Origin of the sequence: Diaphorobacter sp. J5-51 (assembly GCF_001023515.1) — a bacterium.
Taxonomy (GTDB): Bacteria; Pseudomonadota; Gammaproteobacteria; order Burkholderiales; family Burkholderiaceae_C; genus Diaphorobacter; species Diaphorobacter nitroreducens.
This window is the reverse complement of the sequence record NZ_JSYI01000026.1, coordinates 74083-90631: the sequence shown is the minus strand read 5'-3', so window position 1 is coordinate 90631 and position 16549 is coordinate 74083. Positions and strand designations below refer to the sequence as shown.

At 69.4% G+C, this 16549-nt stretch carries 14 protein-coding genes and 1 pseudogene; 12 read left to right on the top strand and 3 right to left on the bottom strand.

Annotated elements, in window-relative coordinates; translation table 11 throughout:
* The 7 genes and pseudogenes from OX89_RS03885 to OX89_RS03855 all read left to right on the top strand — a co-directional run.
* Positions 1 to 633, top strand: a 633-nt coding sequence (locus tag OX89_RS03885; protein ID WP_047349635.1) for a CBS domain-containing protein, incomplete at its 5' end; no start/stop codon positions are given.
* Between the two features lie 24 nt (positions 634 to 657).
* Positions 658 to 1860, top strand: a complete 1203-nt coding sequence (proW, locus tag OX89_RS03880) for a glycine betaine/L-proline ABC transporter permease ProW (RefSeq protein ID WP_047349630.1) — start codon at positions 658 to 660, stop codon at positions 1858 to 1860.
* 36 nt (positions 1861 to 1896) lie between these two features.
* Positions 1897 to 2178: a hypothetical protein gene (locus OX89_RS03875; RefSeq protein ID WP_047349629.1), complete on the top strand. Its 282-nt coding sequence runs from the start codon at positions 1897 to 1899 to the stop codon at positions 2176 to 2178.
* A 208-nt stretch (positions 2179 to 2386) separates the two neighbouring features.
* Positions 2387 to 3244, top strand: a pseudogene (proX, locus tag OX89_RS03870) (glycine betaine/L-proline ABC transporter substrate-binding protein ProX); the annotation flags it as partial.
* 242 nt (positions 3245 to 3486) lie between these two features.
* Positions 3487 to 4974, top strand: a complete 1488-nt coding sequence (locus tag OX89_RS03865; RefSeq protein ID WP_047349628.1) for an ATP-binding protein — start codon at positions 3487 to 3489, stop codon at positions 4972 to 4974.
* The gene (locus OX89_RS03860) at positions 4971 to 5699 is read left to right on the top strand and encodes a response regulator (protein WP_047349627.1); all 729 of its coding nucleotides are present in this window, start codon (positions 4971 to 4973) and stop codon (positions 5697 to 5699) included. Before OX89_RS03865 ends, OX89_RS03860 begins: the two co-directional genes overlap by 4 nt.
* Before the next feature lie 207 nt (positions 5700 to 5906).
* Positions 5907 to 6683, top strand: coding sequence for a Crp/Fnr family transcriptional regulator (locus OX89_RS03855; protein ID WP_011804494.1), 777 nt, complete (start codon positions 5907 to 5909; stop codon positions 6681 to 6683).
* A 44-nt stretch (positions 6684 to 6727) separates the two neighbouring features.
* On the opposite strand, the gene fumC is transcribed toward OX89_RS03855, so the two are convergent.
* Entirely contained in the window at positions 6728 to 8119 is a 1392-nt protein-coding gene (gene fumC / locus OX89_RS03850; protein WP_047349626.1) for a class II fumarate hydratase, read from the bottom strand.
* 214 nt (positions 8120 to 8333) lie between these two features.
* On the opposite strand from fumC, the gene OX89_RS03845 reads away from it, so the two are divergent.
* Together OX89_RS03845 and OX89_RS03840 are read left to right on the top strand one after the other, a co-directional pair.
* On the top strand, positions 8334 to 9893 hold the full coding sequence (locus OX89_RS03845; RefSeq protein ID WP_015912701.1) for a fumarate hydratase: 1560 nt from the start codon (positions 8334 to 8336) through the stop codon (positions 9891 to 9893).
* Positions 9894 to 10036: 143 nt separating this feature from the next.
* Positions 10037 to 11065: a YcjF family protein gene (locus OX89_RS03840; RefSeq protein ID WP_047349625.1), complete on the top strand. Its 1029-nt coding sequence runs from the start codon at positions 10037 to 10039 to the stop codon at positions 11063 to 11065.
* Positions 11066 to 11149: 84 nt separating this feature from the next.
* Here OX89_RS03840 and OX89_RS03835 read toward each other — a convergent pair whose 3' ends face one another.
* Both OX89_RS03835 and pmbA read right to left on the bottom strand, forming a co-directional pair.
* Positions 11150 to 12070: an EamA family transporter gene (locus tag OX89_RS03835; RefSeq protein WP_047349624.1), complete on the bottom strand. Its 921-nt coding sequence runs from the start codon at positions 12068 to 12070 to the stop codon at positions 11150 to 11152.
* 25 nt (positions 12071 to 12095) lie between these two features.
* Positions 12096 to 13505 carry a metalloprotease PmbA gene (gene pmbA, locus OX89_RS03830; protein ID WP_015912698.1) on the bottom strand — a complete coding sequence of 470 codons (1410 nt, stop codon included), beginning with the start codon at positions 13503 to 13505 and terminating at the stop codon, positions 12096 to 12098.
* Between the two features lie 95 nt (positions 13506 to 13600).
* On the opposite strand from pmbA, the gene yjgA reads away from it, so the two are divergent.
* From yjgA to OX89_RS03815, 3 genes are read left to right on the top strand one after another with little or no spacing between them, the layout of a single operon-like run.
* Positions 13601 to 14263 (top strand): ribosome biogenesis factor YjgA, encoded by a 663-nt coding sequence (yjgA, locus tag OX89_RS03825; protein WP_047349623.1) that lies wholly within the window; start codon positions 13601 to 13603, stop codon positions 14261 to 14263.
* A complete protein-coding gene (gene mog, locus OX89_RS03820; RefSeq protein WP_047349622.1) occupies positions 14256 to 14864 on the top strand; it encodes a molybdopterin adenylyltransferase in 609 nt (202 codons plus the stop codon). Before yjgA ends, mog begins: the two co-directional genes overlap by 8 nt.
* A 28-nt stretch (positions 14865 to 14892) precedes the next feature.
* The gene (locus tag OX89_RS03815) at positions 14893 to 16539 is read left to right on the top strand and encodes a SulP family inorganic anion transporter (RefSeq protein ID WP_047349621.1); all 1647 of its coding nucleotides are present in this window, start codon (positions 14893 to 14895) and stop codon (positions 16537 to 16539) included.
* Positions 16540 to 16549: the final 10 nt, after the last annotated feature.

Below are 16549 nucleotides of genomic sequence, written 5' to 3'. Positions count from 1 at the left end.
GCCATCAGCATGGAATCGTGTCCGCCATCGCGTGGAATACGCAGCATCGCGATCATGAAGGACGGCCACGTGGTGCAGGTGGGCACGCCCGACGAGATCCTGCGCGCGCCTGCCAACGACTACGTACGCAGCTTCGTGCGCGGCGTGGACGCTGCGGCGGTGTTCAAGGCGGCCGACATCGCGCGCCAGGCGCTCACCGTGGTGTCCGAGCACGACGACCGCGGCTGCCGCGCGGCACTGCGCCTGCTGGAGGACTCGGACCGCGACCACGCCTACGTGCTCAACAGCCGCAAGCGCCTGCTGGGCGTGGTGTCGTCGCAGTCGCTGCGCGAAGCGCTGCACGGCTGCCAGGGCGCGCTGGGCCTGCACCATGCGTTCCTGCCCAATGCCCAGCCGCTGGATGCCTCCACGCCGGTGGCGGACCTGTTCGGCCCCATGGGCAGTGCGCCCTGCCCGCTGCCGGTGGTGGACGAGGACGGCATCTACCAGGGCGTGATCAGCCGCACCACGCTGATGAAGTTCCTGGACCGCGACACGCCGCCCGTGCCGCCGCCGCAGGCGGAGGTGCCACCCATCCAGCTCAACCCCCACTTCCCGGCGCAAGCCAGCACGCCGGTGGCAGCGCCCCGCTAAGAACAACACAAGGAGAGGAAACGCATGAACGACACAACGCAAGAGACCGCCGCCATCGACGATCCCAGGGCACCCGCCGACGCCGCGCCCGCTCAGGCGCAAGCACAAGCCAGCGACCCCTGGGCCGCCGACACGACGCTGCAACCCGCGGATGCCGATCCGTGGGGCGCTGGCGGCACCGCCGGCACCGATGCCGCGGCCGGCGTGGACTGGCTTGACGCCGCGGCGGCGCCGATGCCCGAGCCCGACGCCGGCCTGGCCGGCCTGTGGCAGCAGATCGCCACGGACGGCCTGCCCGTGCAGGGCTGGATCAACGAGGGCCTGCATTGGGTGGTGGAGAACTTCCGCCCGTTCTTCCAGGCGGTGCGCGCGCCCATCGACGCCACGCTCACCGGCGTGACCGACCTGCTGCTGGCCGTGCCCGCGCCCGCGCTCATCGCGCTGGTCACGCTGCTGGCCTGGCAGTTCGCCGGCCGCGGCCTGGCCGTGGGCGCGGCGCTGTCGCTGGGGCTGGTGGCGCTCTTGGGCATCTGGCCCGACGCCATGGTGACGCTGGCGCTGGTGCTCACATCGCTGTTGTTCTGCGTCGTCATCGGCCTGCCCATGGGCATCGTGCTGGCGGCCAGCGAACGCGCGCAGCGCTGGACGCGCCCGCTGCTGGACGCCATGCAGACCACGCCCGCCTTCGTGTACCTGGTGCCGGTGGTGATGCTGTTCGGCATCGGCAACGTGCCGGGCGTGATCGTGACCATCGTGTTCGCGCTGCCGCCGTTGGTCCGCCTGACCAACCTGGGCCTGCGCCAGGTGCGCCCTGATCTGATCGAGGCCAGCCGCGCCTATGGCGCTTCGCCCCTGCAATTGCTGTGGAAGGTGCAGCTGCCGCTGGCCATGCCCTCGATCATGGCCGGCATCAACCAGGCGCTGATGCTGTCGCTGTCGATGGTGGTCATCGCCTCGATGATCGCCGTGGGCGGCCTGGGCCAGATGGTGCTGCGCGGCATCGGCCGGCTGGACATGGGCCTGGCCACCGTGGGCGGCCTGGGGATCGTGCTGCTGGCCATCGTGCTGGACCGCCTCACCCAGGCCATGGGCCAGCCGCGGCGCGCCAGTGCGCGCTGGTGGCACACCGGCCCCGCGGGCCTGGTGCTGCGCGCCGTGCGCGGCAAGCCCGTAGCGCCCGCATCGCAAGCCGCCCCGCTTGCCACCCCCCGCAACTCCGCGGCCTGACACCACTCCCGTTCACCACCAGAAAGGAAACCCCGGATGACTCTTCTGTCGCTGACCTCTCCCACACACACTGCACGTTCCGGCGCATGCGCCGCCCTCGCCCGCCGCCTGCGCGCGCCGCTGGCCGCGGTTGCCGCGGGTCTGGGCCTGGCGCTGGGCGCCACCGCTGCGCTGGCCCAGCCCACCGCCCTGTCCGGCAAGGGCGTGAAGGTGCTGCCTCTCAAGAGCTCGATCGCCGAGGAGACCTTCCAGACACTGCTAGGGCCTGTTCACACTATTTTTGCCAGTGCGAATGGCGTGAAAACCGCGCCAATCTAGGCGCGTGACGACGCCAAGGCCGGGGCCTTGGCTAGGAGGGCAACGACGAATGGCGCGGTTTTCACTCCGTTCCCTCCGGGTTGCGATCAAAAAGGGCCATTCGCGGCGTTGCCAAGCCTCGCTGGGGTAGCACCCCAGCTTCGTTTGGCGCCTTGCGCCTGGCCCTTTTTGATCGCAACGCATCTGGCAAAAATAGTGTGAACAGGCCCTAGTCATGAAGGGCCTGGAAAAACTCGGCTACGACGTGCAGCCCATCCAGGAGGTGGAGTACCCCACGGCCCACATCGCCATCGGCAATGGCGACGCCACGTTCATGGCCGACCACTGGAACCCGCTGCATGCCGACTATTACAAGAACGCCGGCGGCGACGCGAAGCTCTACCGGCGCGGCACCTACTCGGGCAACGCGGCGCAGGGTTACCTGATCGACAAGAAGACCGCCGACGCGCATGGCATCACCAACGTCGAGCAGCTCAAGGACCCGAAAATTGCCCAGCTGTTCGACACCAACAGCGACGGCAAGGCCGATCTGACGGGCTGCACGCCCGGCTGGGGCTGCGAGGCCATGATCGAGCACCACCTGGACGCCTACGGCCTGCGCAACACCGTCACGCACCAGCAGGGCACCTACTCCGCGCTGATCGCCGACACCATCACGCGCTACCGCGCGGGCAAGCCCGTCCTGTACTACACCTGGACGCCCTATTGGGTGAGCAACGAGCTCAAGCCCGGCAAGGACGTGGTCTGGCTGGAAGTGCCCTTTTCCTCCCTGCCCGGCGAGCAAAAAGGCCTGGACACGCGCCTGCCCAACGGCAAGAACTACGGCTTCGTGGTGAACCAGCAGCAGATCGTGGCCAACAAGGCCTGGGCCGAGGCCAACCCCGCCGCCGCCAAGCTGTTCGAAGTGATGCAGCTGCCCGTGGCCGACATCAACGCCCAGAACCACCTGATGAGCCGGGGCCAGAACAAGGCCGCCGACATCGAACGCCATGTGAACGGCTGGATCAAGGCACACCAGAAGACCTTTGACGGCTGGGTGCAGCAGGCGCTGGCCGCGGCCCGCTGACGGGTGCCTTTGCAACAATTTGCATAAAAACAGGAGAGAACGCCCGTCCCTCATGCGCGAGCAGCTATCTTTTAAGTAGCGCAAGAGTCGGACGGGACGGGCTTTCGCCCCGCCCATGCCTGCGTGCGAGGCGTTGCCATTGGTTGCATTTGGCGCGCTTCGTACCATCGCGGCCAGACCCCGGGGGTGGCCCGGCCATGCCATCCTCGGCGTTTCACCACGGTCAAGCGGCTCCCCACTTCATGCAACTTCCGCGTCTCACCCTCCAAGGCAAGGCCTTTGCAGCCCTGTCGGCGCTGCTGGTCGTGATGCTGGTGCTGTTCGTGGGCTTCTCGCTGCTGGGGCTGCAGCGGGGGCTGGGTCCCTACGTGGCCGAGGTGGAGTTGGCGCGCATGGACTGGCTGGTGTTCCGCCTGCAGGCCGCGTATGAACAGCAGGGCGGCTGGCAGACACTGCGCGAGCAGCCCGGCCTGTGGCGCGAGCTGCGCCGCCCGCGCAACGTCCAGATGCCGACCTTCGGACCCGCTCCCGTGCCTGCGCCCGAGCCCCTGTTGCTACCCCAGGTCACGCCCGGCACGGCCCCGCCGCCGGTGGATGCGCTGTCGCGGCGCCTGGGCGTGGTGGATACGCAGGGCCGCGTGGTCGCGGGCGCCGCACCCGTTGCCGGCGGTGCGCGGACCGCGCTGCGCGACGGCGAGGGGCGCCTGATCGGCCACCTGGTGCTGGCGCCGCTTGACGGGCTGGAGCGCGATGCGGACCGCGCATTTCTGTCCAAGCAGCTCGGTTTCGTGGTGTGGAGCGGCGTGACGGGCCTGGCGCTGGCGTTGCTGCTGTCCTGGTGGCTGGCGCGGCGCTGGCTGCGCCCCATCGACACGCTGGTGACCGGCGCGCAGGCCATTGCGGCAGGCGAGCTGCACACCCGCGTGCCCGAACAGGCCGACAGCGAGGAATTCACCCGCCTGATCCACACCTTCAACGCCATGGCCGAGCAGCTTGCGAGCGTCGAGGCCTCGCGCCGCCAGTGGATCGGGGACACCGCGCATGAACTGCGCACGCCGCTGGCCGCGATGCGCGCCGAGATCGAGGCCGTGCAGGACGGCGTGCGCCCGTTCGACGAGAAGACCGCGCGCCGCCTGCACCGCCAAGTCATGCGGCTGATCCAGCTCGTGGGCGATCTGCGCGCCAGCGTGGATATGGCCGGCGACCAACCCCCGCCCGTCATGAGCGCCGTGCAGCCGCTCGCGCTGCTGCGCGAGGCCATGGCCGGCATGCAGTCGCGCTTCGACCAGACGGGTGTCGCCCTGCAGGCCGCGCCAGACCTGGCCACGCTCGCCAAGCAGCCGCTGCAGGTACACGGCAACGCACAGCAGTTGCACCGCGTGTTCCTGAACCTGCTGGAAAACAGCCTGCGCTACACCGACCCCGGCGGGCGGCTGCAGGTATCCGCCAGCGTGCAGCGCAATGGCGGCTCGCCGCGCCTCACGCTGCGCCTGGACGACACGGCGCCCGGCGTGGCGCCGCACGAGCTGCCGCACCTGTTTGAGCGTCTGTACCGTGCCGAGGCCTCGCGCCGCCGCGCCTCGGGCGACCTGGGCGGCTCGGGCCTGGGCTTGGCCATCTGCCGCACCATCGTGCAGGCGCACGGCGGCCAGATCGAAGCCAGCGCCTCGCCGCTGGGCGGCCTGCGCATCACCCTCACGCTGCCTCTACTGGAGAACCCCTCGCCATGACCACGCCCGCACGCATCCTCGTCGTGGAGGACGAGCAGGACATCGCCGACGTGCTGCTGGACTACCTGCGCCACGCGGGCTACGCCCCGGAGCACGCGGCCGACGGCCGCACGGCCCTGCAGGTCCTCACCGCCCCCCAGCCGCCCGACCTGACGCTGCTGGACGTCATGCTGCCCGGCATCGACGGGCTGGAGGTGCTGCGCCAGGCGCGCCGCCACACCGACAACCCCATCGTGGTGATCACCGCCCGCGTGGAAGAAGTGGACCGCCTCATCGGCCTGGAACTGGGCGCGGACGACTACATCTGCAAGCCCTTCTCGCCGCGCGAGGTGGTGGCGCGCGTGAAGGCCGTGCTGCGCCGGCGCGCACCGCCGGCCCAGGCCGCCGCGCAGGCGGAGCTGGCCTACGGCGCGCTGGTGCTGGACGAGGCCCAGTTGCAAGCCACGCTGCACGGCACCCTCGTGGCGCTGACACCGCGCGAATGGCATCTGCTGCGCACCCTGCTGGCACACCCGCGCAGCGTGCTGTCGCGCGCCCAGTTGCTGCAGCACGCCTACCCGGACTCGCCGCAGGAGCCCAACGAGCGCGCCGTGGACAGCCACATCAAGAATCTGCGCCGCAAGCTGCGCAGCGCCGACCCCGCCGGGCACGACTGGATCCGCTCGGTCTATGGCGTGGGCTTTGCCTTCGACCCGCCCGCGGCGCCGCAGGACGCGCAGGACTGAGTCAGCTCCTTTTTCAATAGCTGCTTGCGCTTGCCGCAAGCGCATTTAGAGCACTTTTTTCTTTAAACGCACCCCGGCAGCCACAGCGGCCTACGCCGGGTGGGGTCAAGGGTTTTTCCCGAGCGTGACGGCGCCTAGAATGCCGCTGCCGCTGCCGCTGCCGCTGCCGCTGTTCCCGCGCCCGGCGCCCTTCACCGACGAACCACCATGCCCGCTCCCCTGCGCTTTTGTGCCGACGTGTCGCTGCAACGTCCCCTGTTGTCGGCGCGCGAGCGCGAGGCCCTGGACCGCAGCCCCTGGTTCTCCACCCTCTCGCCCTCGCTGCGGCACGACATCTTCCGCCTGGGGCACGTGACGCGCCATGCACACGGCGACCTGATCGTCGAGCAGGGCCGTCCCATCCGCGAATGGTTCACCTGCGCCAGTGGCGCGCTGCGCTTTCAACGCACCACGCCCTCGGGCAAGCTGGTCACGCTGGCCTATGTGGAGCCCGGCATCTGGGTGGGTGAGGCCGAGGTGCTCTACGGCCGTCCCTGCACCTACGACGCGCATGCCCATGGCCCCACCACGCTGTTGAGCGTGCCCGAACCCACCTTCCGCACGCTGCTGCAGGAGCATCCCTCGTTCGGCGAGGCGCTGCTCACGCTGCAGGCGTGGAGCATGCGGTCGCTGTATTGCATGATGGAAGACATGGCCACGCTGCCGCTGCGCGCGCGCCTGGCCAAGCAACTGCTACAGCTGCTGCAGCGCTTCGGCCCGCAGCGCACCGAGCCGGGCGAGAGCGTGCCGCTGGGCCTGTCGCTGGCGCAAGACGAGCTGGCCTGCCTGCTGGGCGGCTCGCGCCAGCGCGTGAACGTGGAGCTGAAGTGGCTGGAGCGCGAGGGCCTGATCAGCGTGCGCCCCCGCGGCATCGAGATCCTGGACGCCACCGGCCTGCAGACGCTGGTGGACCAGGCCGCCGCGGACGGCCGAGGCGACGAGTAAGGCGCTCCCCTCTCGCGGCGCACGCCCCCGCGCTCGCCGAATCTCTAGCGCCCCACCATCCGGGCGGGCACCACCCACTCATCGAACTGCGCGGGCGTCACGTAGCCCAGCGCCAGCGCGGCCTCGCGCAGCGTGCTGCCTTCCTTGTGCGCCTTCTTGGCAATCGCCGCGGCCTTGTCGTAGCCGATATGCGGGCTGAGCGCCGTCACCAGCATCAGCGAGCGCTCCACCAGCTCCGCGATGCGCGCGCGGTTGGGCTCGATACCCACGGCGCAGTGCTCGTTGAAGCTCACCATGCCGTCGGCCAGCAACCGCACGCTCTGCAGGAAGTTGTGCGCCACCAGCGGGCGGAACACGTTCAGCTCGAAGTTGCCACTGGCCCCGCCGATGTTGATGGCCACGTCGTTGCCCAGCACCTGGGCGCACAGCATGGTCAGCGCCTCGCACTGCGTGGGGTTCACTTTGCCGGGCATGATGGACGAGCCGGGCTCGTTCTCAGGGATGGTGATCTCGCCGATGCCGCAGCGCGGGCCGCTGGCCAGCCACCGCACGTCGTTGGCGATCTTCGTGAGGCTGGCCGCCAGCGTCTTCAGCGCGCCGTGGGCATGCACCAGCGCGTCCTGCGATGCGAGCGATTCGAACTTGTTGGGCGAGGTCACGAAGGGCTGGCCGGTGAACTGGGCCAGCTCCTGCGCCACACGTTCGGCGTAGCCCTCGGGCGCATTCAGGCCCGTGCCCACGGCCGTCCCGCCCAGGGCCAGTTCATACAGGTGTGGCAGCGCCGCGCGCACGTGGCGCTCCCCATGGGCAAGCTGCGCCACCCAGCCCGAGATCTCCTGCCCCAGCGTGAGCGGCGTCGCGTCCTGCAGATGGGTGCGGCCGATCTTCACGATGTCGTCGAACGCCTCGGCCTTGGCCTGCAGGGTGGCGCGAAGCTCCTCCATGGCGGGCAGCAGCCGGTGCACCAGCGCCTGCACCGCGGCCACATGCGTGGCGGTGGGGAACACGTCGTTGCTGGACTGGCTCTTGTTCACGTCGTCGTTGGGATGTACCAGCCGTGCCTCGCCGCGCTCGCCGCCCAACAGCTCGCTGGCGCGGTTGGCCAGCACCTCGTTGACGTTCATGTTGGTCTGCGTGCCCGAGCCGGTCTGCCAGACCACCAGCGGGAACTCGTCGTCGTGCTGGCCCAGCAGCACCTCGTCGGCCGCGGCGACGATGGCGCGCGTCTTGTCCGCCCCCAGCAGCCCCAGCGCGTGGTTGACCCGGGCCGACGCGCGCTTGACCTGCGCCAGCGCGCGGATGAGTTCCTGCGGCTGTCGTTCGCCCGAGATGGCGAAGTTCTGCAGCGAGCGCTGCGTCTGCGCGCCCCAGAGCCTGTCGGCCGGCACCTCGATGGGGCCGAAGGTGTCGCGTTCGATACGGGTGTTGGAATTCATGGAAACGCCTTTCTGATCCGGGAAGGAGCAACGGGGCGATTTCACCGCAAATGGCCACGAGGCCACTGAAAGCCCCTGCCGCCACGCCGGGCGGACGGGCGGACGGGCGGACGGGCGGGCGGGACTTTTCCCCTTGCTTTTGCCCTTGCATCAGGCGCGTGCAAGGTGCAGGGCGATAATCGCGGGCGTCCGTTTCACAAGAATCCTCCCCCACATGACCACGACCATCCGGTACAACGACCTTGTGGAGTCCGTAGCTGCCGCGCTGCAGTACATCTCCTACTACCACCCCGCCGACTACATCCAGCACCTGGCCCGCGCCTACGAGCGCGAGCAGAGCCCCGCGGCCAAGGACGCGATGGCGCAGATCCTCACCAACAGCAAGATGAGCGCCACGGGCCACCGCCCGATCTGCCAGGACACGGGCATCGTGAACGTGTTCCTGAAGGTGGGCATGGGCGTGCGCTTCGAGGGCTTCGCCGCCGACCAAAGCCTGGAGGACGCCATCAACGAAGGCGTGCGCCGCGGCTACAACCACCCCGACAACACGCTGCGCGCGTCGGTCGTCGCCGACCCGCAGTTTGCTCGCAAGAACACCAAGGACAACACACCCGCCGTCATCAGCGTGCAGATCGTGCCCGGCGACACGCTGGACGTGACGGTGGCCGCCAAGGGCGGCGGCAGCGAGAACAAGTCCAAGATGGTCATGATGAACCCCAGCGACAACCTGGTGGACTGGGTGCTCAAGACCGTACCCACCATGGGCGCCGGCTGGTGCCCGCCGGGCATGCTGGGCATCGGCATCGGCGGTACGGCGGAAAAGGCCGTGCTGCTGGCCAAGGAAAGCCTGATGGAAGACCTGGACATGTACGAGCTGCTGGCCAAGAGCCAGCGCGGCGAGAAGCTGGACCAGGTCGAGGAGCTGCGCCTGGAGCTGTACGAGAAGGTCAACGCCCTGGGCATCGGCGCCCAGGGCCTGGGCGGCCTGGCCACCGTGCTGGACGTGAAGATCAAGATGTACCCCACGCACGCGGCCAGCAAGCCCGTGGCCATGATCCCCAACTGCGCGGCCACGCGCCACGCGCACTTCGTGATGGACGGCTCCGGCCCCGTCTACATGGACCCGCCGAGCCTGGACCTGTGGCCCAAGGTGGACTGGGCGCCCAACACCGAGACCAGCAAGCGCGTGGACCTCAACACCCTGACCAAGGAAGAGGTCGCGAGCTGGAAGCCTGGCCAGACGCTGCTGCTGAACGGCAAGATGCTCACCGGCCGCGACGCCGCGCACAAGCGCATCCAGGACATGCTGGCCAAGGGTGAGAAGCTGCCCGTGGACTTCACCAACCGCGTGATCTACTACGTGGGCCCCGTGGACCCGGTGAAGGACGAGGCCGTGGGCCCCGCCGGCCCCACCACCGCCACGCGCATGGACAAGTTCACCGACATGATGCTGGAGCAAACCGGCCTGATCGCCATGATCGGCAAGGCCGAGCGCGGCCCGGTCGCCATCGAGTCCATCAAGAACCACAAGAGCGCCTACCTGATGGCCGTGGGCGGCGCCGCCTACCTGGTCAGCAAGGCCATCAAGAACGCCAAGGTGGTGGGCTTTGCGGACCTGGGCATGGAAGCCATCTATGAGTTCGACGTGGTGGACATGCCCGTCACCGTGGCCGTGGACGCGGGCGGCACCAGCGCCCACATCACCGGCCCGGCCGAGTGGCAAAAGAAAATCGCCGCGGGCGAATACAAGGTCGTGCCCATGGTGGCCGCCTGACGGCCTCGCGATGTGAACCGTCCGTGACAAAAACCGCCCTCGGGCGGTTTTTGTTTTTCCAACGGGTGAAGGGCCAGCGCGGCAGGGAACCCCGCTGCCGCCTTGCACTCCCATCTGCATCTCTTCACCGCCTCAGGAGCACCATGACCGCAGAAGAAATCCGCGCCACCCTCACCTTGTGCCTGATGGCCTCGTACGCAGACGGCGAGAAGCACGACCGCGAACGCGAGCAGATCCGCGAGGTCGCGCAAGGCCTTGCGGGCGACGCGCAGGTCAACCTGCCCGGCCTGTACCAGGACGTGCTGCTGCGCCGCGTGCAGCTACCAGAAGTGTTGGGCCGCCTGGCCTCTCCCGAGTCGCGCCAGCTGGCCTATGAGATGGCCGTGTGCGTGTGCGAAGCCGACGGCCACACCAGCGCCAAGGAAGACGCCTTCCTGGCCCAGGTGCGCCAGGCCTGGGGTCTGGGGGGCGCGCATACCACAGGGGGATTCGATGCCGAGGCCCAGGCCGTGGCCGACGCCCCTTTGCAAGCGCCTCTGCAAGCGCCTCTGCAAACGCCATTGGACGCATCCACTGCGCCTGCGACACCGGCCCCCCACCCCGCCGCTGCGGACGCGCTGCCCACCACCGCCGCGCAGCGCCGCCCCGGCAGCCTGCCGCCCGCCGAGATGGACCGCAAGATTCTGCAGGCGTCGATCATGAACGGCGCCATCGAACTGCTGCCTGAGAACCTGTCCACCCTGGCCATCATCCCGCTGCAAATGCGGCTGGTCTACCAGATCGGCCAGAGCTACGGCTATGAGCTGGACCGCGGGCACATCAAGGACTTCCTCGCGACGCTGGGCGTGGGGCTCACCTCGCAGTACCTGGAGCAGGCAGGCCGCAAGCTGCTCAGCGGCCTGCTGGGCAAGGCCGGCAAGGGCCTGCTGGGCGGCCTGGGGCGCCAGGCGGTGAGCAGCGGCATGAGCTTTGCCGCCACCTATGCGCTGGGGCATGTGGCCAACCAGTACTACGCGGGCGGGCGCACGCTGTCCACCGATATGCTCAAGGACGCCTACCAGCACGTGATGCAGGACGGCCAGCAACTGCAGGCGCGCTACTTGCCGCAGATGCAGGCGACCGCGCGCCAGCTCGACACGGCCAAGATCCTCTCCATGGTGCGCGGCGGCTGAGAGGCAAGTTGCTGCGCCGAACGCGGGTTTTGCTACCTTTTCAGGAGCATCTAGCGCTTGACTGGCAAGCGCTAGAGCCAATTTCTATATAGATGCAGCCCCGCGGCGGCGCTTGGCCCACAGCCCGCCGAACTGGTTGATCACCATGCCCGCCAGCACGCCCATCGTGCCCATCCATTGCCAGGCCGTGGGGCGCTCGCCCAGCAGCAGCATGGCCGACAGCAGTCCCACCACCGGCACCAGCAGCGACAGCGGCGCCACGGTGCTGGCGGCGTAGCGCTGCAGCAGGCGCGTCCACAGGCCATAGCCCAGCAGGGTGGACAACAGCGCCAGATAGGCCACCACGCCCAACTCGCGCCCGCCCAGGCCGCGCAGCTGCTGCACCACGGCCTCCGTGCCGTCCACCACGCAGGCCAGCAGCAACAGCGGCACGATGGGGAACACGCTGCTCCAAACAATGAAGGACACGGGCTCGTACGGCCCCTGGCGCGCCGCCACGCGCGTGAGCAGGTTGGAGCCGGCCCACATGGCCGCGGCCCCCACGGTGAGCAGGAAGCCCGCCAGGGTCATGCCGGAGGCGCCATCGCCGTGCGCCGCGCCGATGAACGCCAGCCCGCCGATGGCGATGCACAGGCCCAGCCACTGCCAGCGGTGTGGCGTCTCGCCCAACAAGGCTGCAGCCATGAGCATGGTGATGAATGCCTGCGTCTGCAGCACCACCGAGGACATGCCCGCCGGCATGCCCAGCTGCATGCCGGTGAACAGCAGGCCGAACTGTCCCACACCCTGCACCAAGCCATAGGCCGCCATCACGCCCCAGGACAGGTGCCGCGGCGGGCGCACGAACAGCAGGAACGGCAGCGACGCCGTCAGGAAGCGCAGCGCGCACAGCACCAGCGGCGACAGCGTGGCCAGGCCCCACTTCATGACGACGAAGTTCAGCCCCCAGACCACAACCACCACCAGCGCCTTGGCCCAGTCGGCCCGCGACAGCGACGTGCTCATGCGCGGACTGCCGGCGCGGCGCGGCTCAACTGCCCGCCACCTTCATGCGGTTGATGAGGATGGAGCCCACCGTCTTGGCACCATAGGTGTAGGCGTCGGCACCCACGGCCTCGATGCCGCGCAGCATGTCCTTGAGGTTGCCGGCGATGGTGATCTCGTGCACCGGATAAGCGATGCGGCCGTTCTCCACCCAGAAGCCGCTGGCGCCGCGCGAGTAGTCGCCCGTCACGTAGTTCACGCCCTGGCCCATGAGCTCGATCACGAACAGGCCCGTGCCCAGCTTTTGCAGCATGGCGTCCAGGTCGTCGCCGGGCTTCGTAAGGCGCGACGACAGCACCAGGTTGTGCGAGCCGCCGGCGTTGCCGGTGGTCGGCATGCCGAGCTTGCGCGCCGAATAGGTGCTGAGGAAATAGCCCTGCACGCGGCCCGCCTCCACCACCTGGCGCGGCGCCACGCGCACGCCCTCGTCGTCGAACGGCGAGCTGCCCTTGCCGCCCAGGATGAACGGGTCCTCGGCCACGTCGATGTGCTTGGCGAACACCTGCTTGCCCAGCGAATCGACGAGGAAGCTGCTCTTGCGGTACAGCGCGCCGCCGCTCACGGCCTGCACGAAGCCGCCCAGCAGGCCGGCGGCCAACGGCGACTCGAACAGCACCGGGCATTCGGTGGTGGGGATCTTGCGGCTGCCCAGGCGGCTCAACGCGCGCTGGGCGGCGTAGCGGCCCACGGCCTCGGGCGCGGCCAGTTCGCGCGCGTCGCGCATGGAGCTGTACCAGGCGTCGCGCTGCATCTCGGCATTGCGCCCTGGCAGCGAGGCGATGGGCGCCACCGAGATGCTGTGGCGCGAACTGGCGTAGCCGCCGCGAAAGCCGCGTGTGTGGGCGCTGAAGAAATGGCTCTGCTGCGCCGACACGCCCGCGCCTTCGCTGTTGGTGATGCGCTTGTGGGTCTTGAAGGCGGCGGCCTCGCACTCCAGCGCGAGAAGCGCGGCCTCTTCGCTGGTGATGGCCCAGGGGTGGAACAGTTGCAGGTCGCGGTGCGTTTCCTGTGGCGCGATGTCGGCCGCGTCGGGCAGGCCGGCCACCGGGTCCTCGGCGGTGAAGCGGGCGATGTCGTAGGCCGCCTGCACCGTGCGCTCCACGGCGGCCAGCGAGAAGTCGGACGTGCTCGCATTGCCACGGCGGTGGCCCACGTACACCGTCACGCCCAGCGACTTGTCGCGGTTGCGCTCCACCGTCTCCAGCTCGCCCTTGCGTACGTTCACCGACAGGCCGCAGCCTTCCGAGGCGTCCGCCCCCGCGTCGGTAGCGCCCAACTTCTTGGCATGGGCCAGGGCATGGTCCACCAGGCCTTCAAAGAACTCTCGGGTATAGCTGAAGCCGCTGTCGGGCTGGGAAGAAGTGCCGCTGGCGGCGCGGTTGCTGGATGTATTCATAGCGGCGGCTATGATACTTGCCGACCCGCGCCGCCGCGCGGCAGGCGCCATTGCCGCTGCGCCGCGCAGGGCCTGTTTCCGCCCCCAGCACACCCATGTCACGCAAACCCAAAAAAGGCTATTTTGTGAAGGGCCATTTCGTTGCCGAAGGCAGCGAGATGGACCTGCAGCTCAAGGCCGAACTCAAAGGCACCGACGGTGCCACCAAGACCGACCTCAAGCGCGAGATGGAGGCGCTGCAGGACCTGGGCTCCGAGCTGCTCACGCTGCGCAGCGACCTGTTCGCGCGCCTGGACCTGCCCGAAAAGCTCCAGGATGCATTGGCCGAGGCCCGCCGCATCACCAACTTCGAGGGCAAGCGCCGGCAGATGCAGTTCGTGGGCAAGCTCATGCGCAAGCTGGAAGAAGGCACCGTGGCGGCCATCCACGCCGCGCTGGACGAGCAGCGCAATGGCTCCGCCGCCGAGAAGCTGGCCCTGCACCAGGCCGAGCACTGGCGCGACCGCCTCATTGCGGACGACAATGCGCTGGCTGCATGGCTGAAGCAGTTTCCGCGCACGGACACGCAACAGATCCGCGCGCTGATTCGCCAGGCGCGCAAGGATGCGCCGTCCGACCATGAGGCCCGGGTGGCCCAGTCGCAGGGCGAAGCTCCGCGCAAGGGGCGCGCCTACCGCGAACTGTTCCAGCTGGTGCGCCACCAGATGACCGAAGCGGCCGCCCTGGCCGTGCATGAGGAGCGCGAAGACGATGCCTGACACCCACAAAGCCCCGTCCTACGAGCCGGTCAAGATCGGCATCGTCTCCATCAGCGACCGCGCCAGCAGCGGCACGTACGAAGACAAGGGCCTGCCCGCCCTGCACGACTGGCTCAAGCGCGCGCTGCACAACCCGATTGCTTTCGAGCCACGCCTGATTCCCGACGAGAAAGAGCGCATCAGCGCCACGCTGGTCGAACTGGTGGACGCTGGTTGCAGCCTGGTGCTGACCACCGGCGGCACTGGCCCCGCGCTGCGCGACGTGACGCCCGAGGCCACGTTGGCCGTGGCCGACAAGGAGATGCCGGGCTTTGGCGAGCAGATGCGCCAGATCTCGCTGACGTTCGTGCCCACGGCCATCCTGTCGCGCCAGGTGGCGGTGATTCGCGGCCAGAGCCTCATCATCAACCTGCCGGGCCAGCCCAAGGCGATTGCCGAGACGCTGGAGGGCCTCAAGGACGACAGCGGCGCACAGCGCGTGCCGGGCATCTTCGCCGCCGTGCCCTACTGCGTCGACCTGATCGGCGGTCCCTACCTGGAGACACGCCCCGAGGTCTGCAAGGCCTTCCGCCCCAAGACCGCCGTGCGCCCCCAGCGCTGAGCGCGCCGCCCCGCCACGGGGCCGTGCCATGCTGCCCACCGATCGTCCTGCCGCGTCTTCGCGCCCCCGCGCAGGCCACACGTTCCTGGCCGGCCTGGCCATCGCCGGCCTGCTGGTTCCCGAGGCGGTGGCGTACGCCGCCATCGCCGGCGTACCGCCGGCCCATGCGCTGGTGGCCGCGCTCGTCGGGCTGCTCGTCTATCCGTTCATCGGCACCAGCCGCTTCGCCACGCTCTCGGTCACGTCGTCGGCCGCGGCGATCTTCGCGTCCGTCGTGGCGGCGGAAGGCACGGGCGGCGCGTTTGCGCTGGTCGGTGTCACCGGCGGACTGTTCATCGTGGCGGCGCTCGCGCGCGCCGACTTCCTGGCGGCGTTCGTCTCGCGCCCCGTGCTGCGCGGCTTTGCGTGGGCGCTCGCGGTCACCATCGTCGTCAAGCAACTGCCCGGCCTCACGGGCGTTCCGGCCCAGGGCACGCACACGCCCGGCCTGCTGTGGGACTGGCTGGGCGGGCTCGGCAACGCACAGGGTCTGACGGCAGCGCTGGGCTGCGGCGCGCTGGCTCTGTGGCTGGCGCTACAGCGCGCCCAGGCGCGGCATGCCTGGGTGCAGCCCTCGGTGCTGGTGCTGGCGCTGGGCATCGCGCTGTCCGCGGCGCTGCCTTTGGCGGCGCACGGCGTGGTGCTGGTGGGGCCTGTCACGCTGCAGGGGCTGCAGTGGGGCTGGCCGCGGCTGGACTGGGACCACTGGGTGCGCGCCGCCCAGGTGGCGCCGGCGCTGATGATGATCCTGTTCGCCGAGTCGTGGGGATCGGCCCGCTCCCTGGCCCTGCAAGCGGGCGACCGCGTGCACGCGCGGCGCGAGATGCTGGCCCTGGGCGCCGCCAACATCGGCAGCAGCCTGCTGCAGGGCCTGCCCGTGGGCGCAGGCTTCTCGGCTTCGTCGGCCAACTACGAGGCTGGGGGGCACAGCCGATGGACGGGCCTCGTCGCCGCAGCGGCGATTGCGTTGGCGCTGGGATTGGCGCAAGGCGCACTGGCGCTTGTGCCGCTGCCGGTGCTGTGTGCGGTGGTGATCGGCATCCTGTCGCACAAACTGGGCCCGCGCCCCTTGTGGGCCACGCTGCGCTGGAATGGCGACGCCTGGATGGCATTGGCCGCCGCGGCAGGGGTGTTGGTGCTGGGCGTGCTGTTCGGCATGCTGCTCGCGGTGGGGCTTTCGCTGCTGCTGGCGCTGCGCCGCTTTGCGCAGCCGGCCGCCAGCGAGCTGGGCCGCCTGCCGGGCACGCATGATTTCGTCGCGCTCAAGCTGCACCCGCAGGCGCAGCGCACGCCGGGCGTGCTGGTGCTGCGGCCGGACGAACCGCTGTTCTTTGCCAATGCCGAGGCCATGGCGCACATCGTGGCCACGCACGCAGGAGCCCAGGGCGTGCGCGCCGTGGTGCTGAGCGTGGAGTCCAGCGACGACATGGACGTGACCACGCTGGAGGCCCTGCAGGAGTTGCAGGCCCATCTGGCGCGCCGGGGACTGGCCCTGCTGCTCGCGCGCATCAAGGACCACCCGCGTGCCGCGCTTCAGCGCGCCGGGCTCACGCATATTCCGCTGTTCTGGAGCGTGGACGACGCCGTGGGCGCGGCACAGGCCATGGCCATACCCGAGCAGTCCACTCAACCGTAGCCCCGCCGCC

Excerpts from the sequence above, each read along its gene's own strand:
- proW (WP_047349630.1), top strand. The coding sequence starts at position 658 with ATGAACGACACAACGCAAGAGACCGCCGCCATCGACGATCCCAGGGCA.
- OX89_RS03815 (WP_047349621.1), top strand. The coding sequence starts at position 14,893 with ATGCTGCCCACCGATCGTCCTGCCGCGTCTTCGCGCCCCCGCGCAGGC.
- pmbA (WP_015912698.1), bottom strand. The coding sequence starts at position 13,505 with ATGAATACATCCAGCAACCGCGCCGCCAGCGGCACTTCTTCCCAGCCC.
- OX89_RS03865 (WP_047349628.1), top strand. The coding sequence starts at position 3,487 with ATGCAACTTCCGCGTCTCACCCTCCAAGGCAAGGCCTTTGCAGCCCTG.
- mog (WP_047349622.1), top strand. The coding sequence starts at position 14,256 with ATGCCTGACACCCACAAAGCCCCGTCCTACGAGCCGGTCAAGATCGGC.
- OX89_RS03860 (WP_047349627.1), top strand. The coding sequence starts at position 4,971 with ATGACCACGCCCGCACGCATCCTCGTCGTGGAGGACGAGCAGGACATC.
- yjgA (WP_047349623.1), top strand. The coding sequence starts at position 13,601 with ATGTCACGCAAACCCAAAAAAGGCTATTTTGTGAAGGGCCATTTCGTT.
- OX89_RS03855 (WP_011804494.1), top strand. The coding sequence starts at position 5,907 with ATGCCCGCTCCCCTGCGCTTTTGTGCCGACGTGTCGCTGCAACGTCCC.
- OX89_RS03835 (WP_047349624.1), bottom strand. The coding sequence starts at position 12,070 with ATGAGCACGTCGCTGTCGCGGGCCGACTGGGCCAAGGCGCTGGTGGTG.
- OX89_RS03845 (WP_015912701.1), top strand. The coding sequence starts at position 8,334 with ATGACCACGACCATCCGGTACAACGACCTTGTGGAGTCCGTAGCTGCC.
- fumC (WP_047349626.1), bottom strand. The coding sequence starts at position 8,119 with ATGAATTCCAACACCCGTATCGAACGCGACACCTTCGGCCCCATCGAG.
- OX89_RS03875 (WP_047349629.1), top strand. The coding sequence starts at position 1,897 with ATGACTCTTCTGTCGCTGACCTCTCCCACACACACTGCACGTTCCGGC.
- OX89_RS03840 (WP_047349625.1), top strand. The coding sequence starts at position 10,037 with ATGACCGCAGAAGAAATCCGCGCCACCCTCACCTTGTGCCTGATGGCC.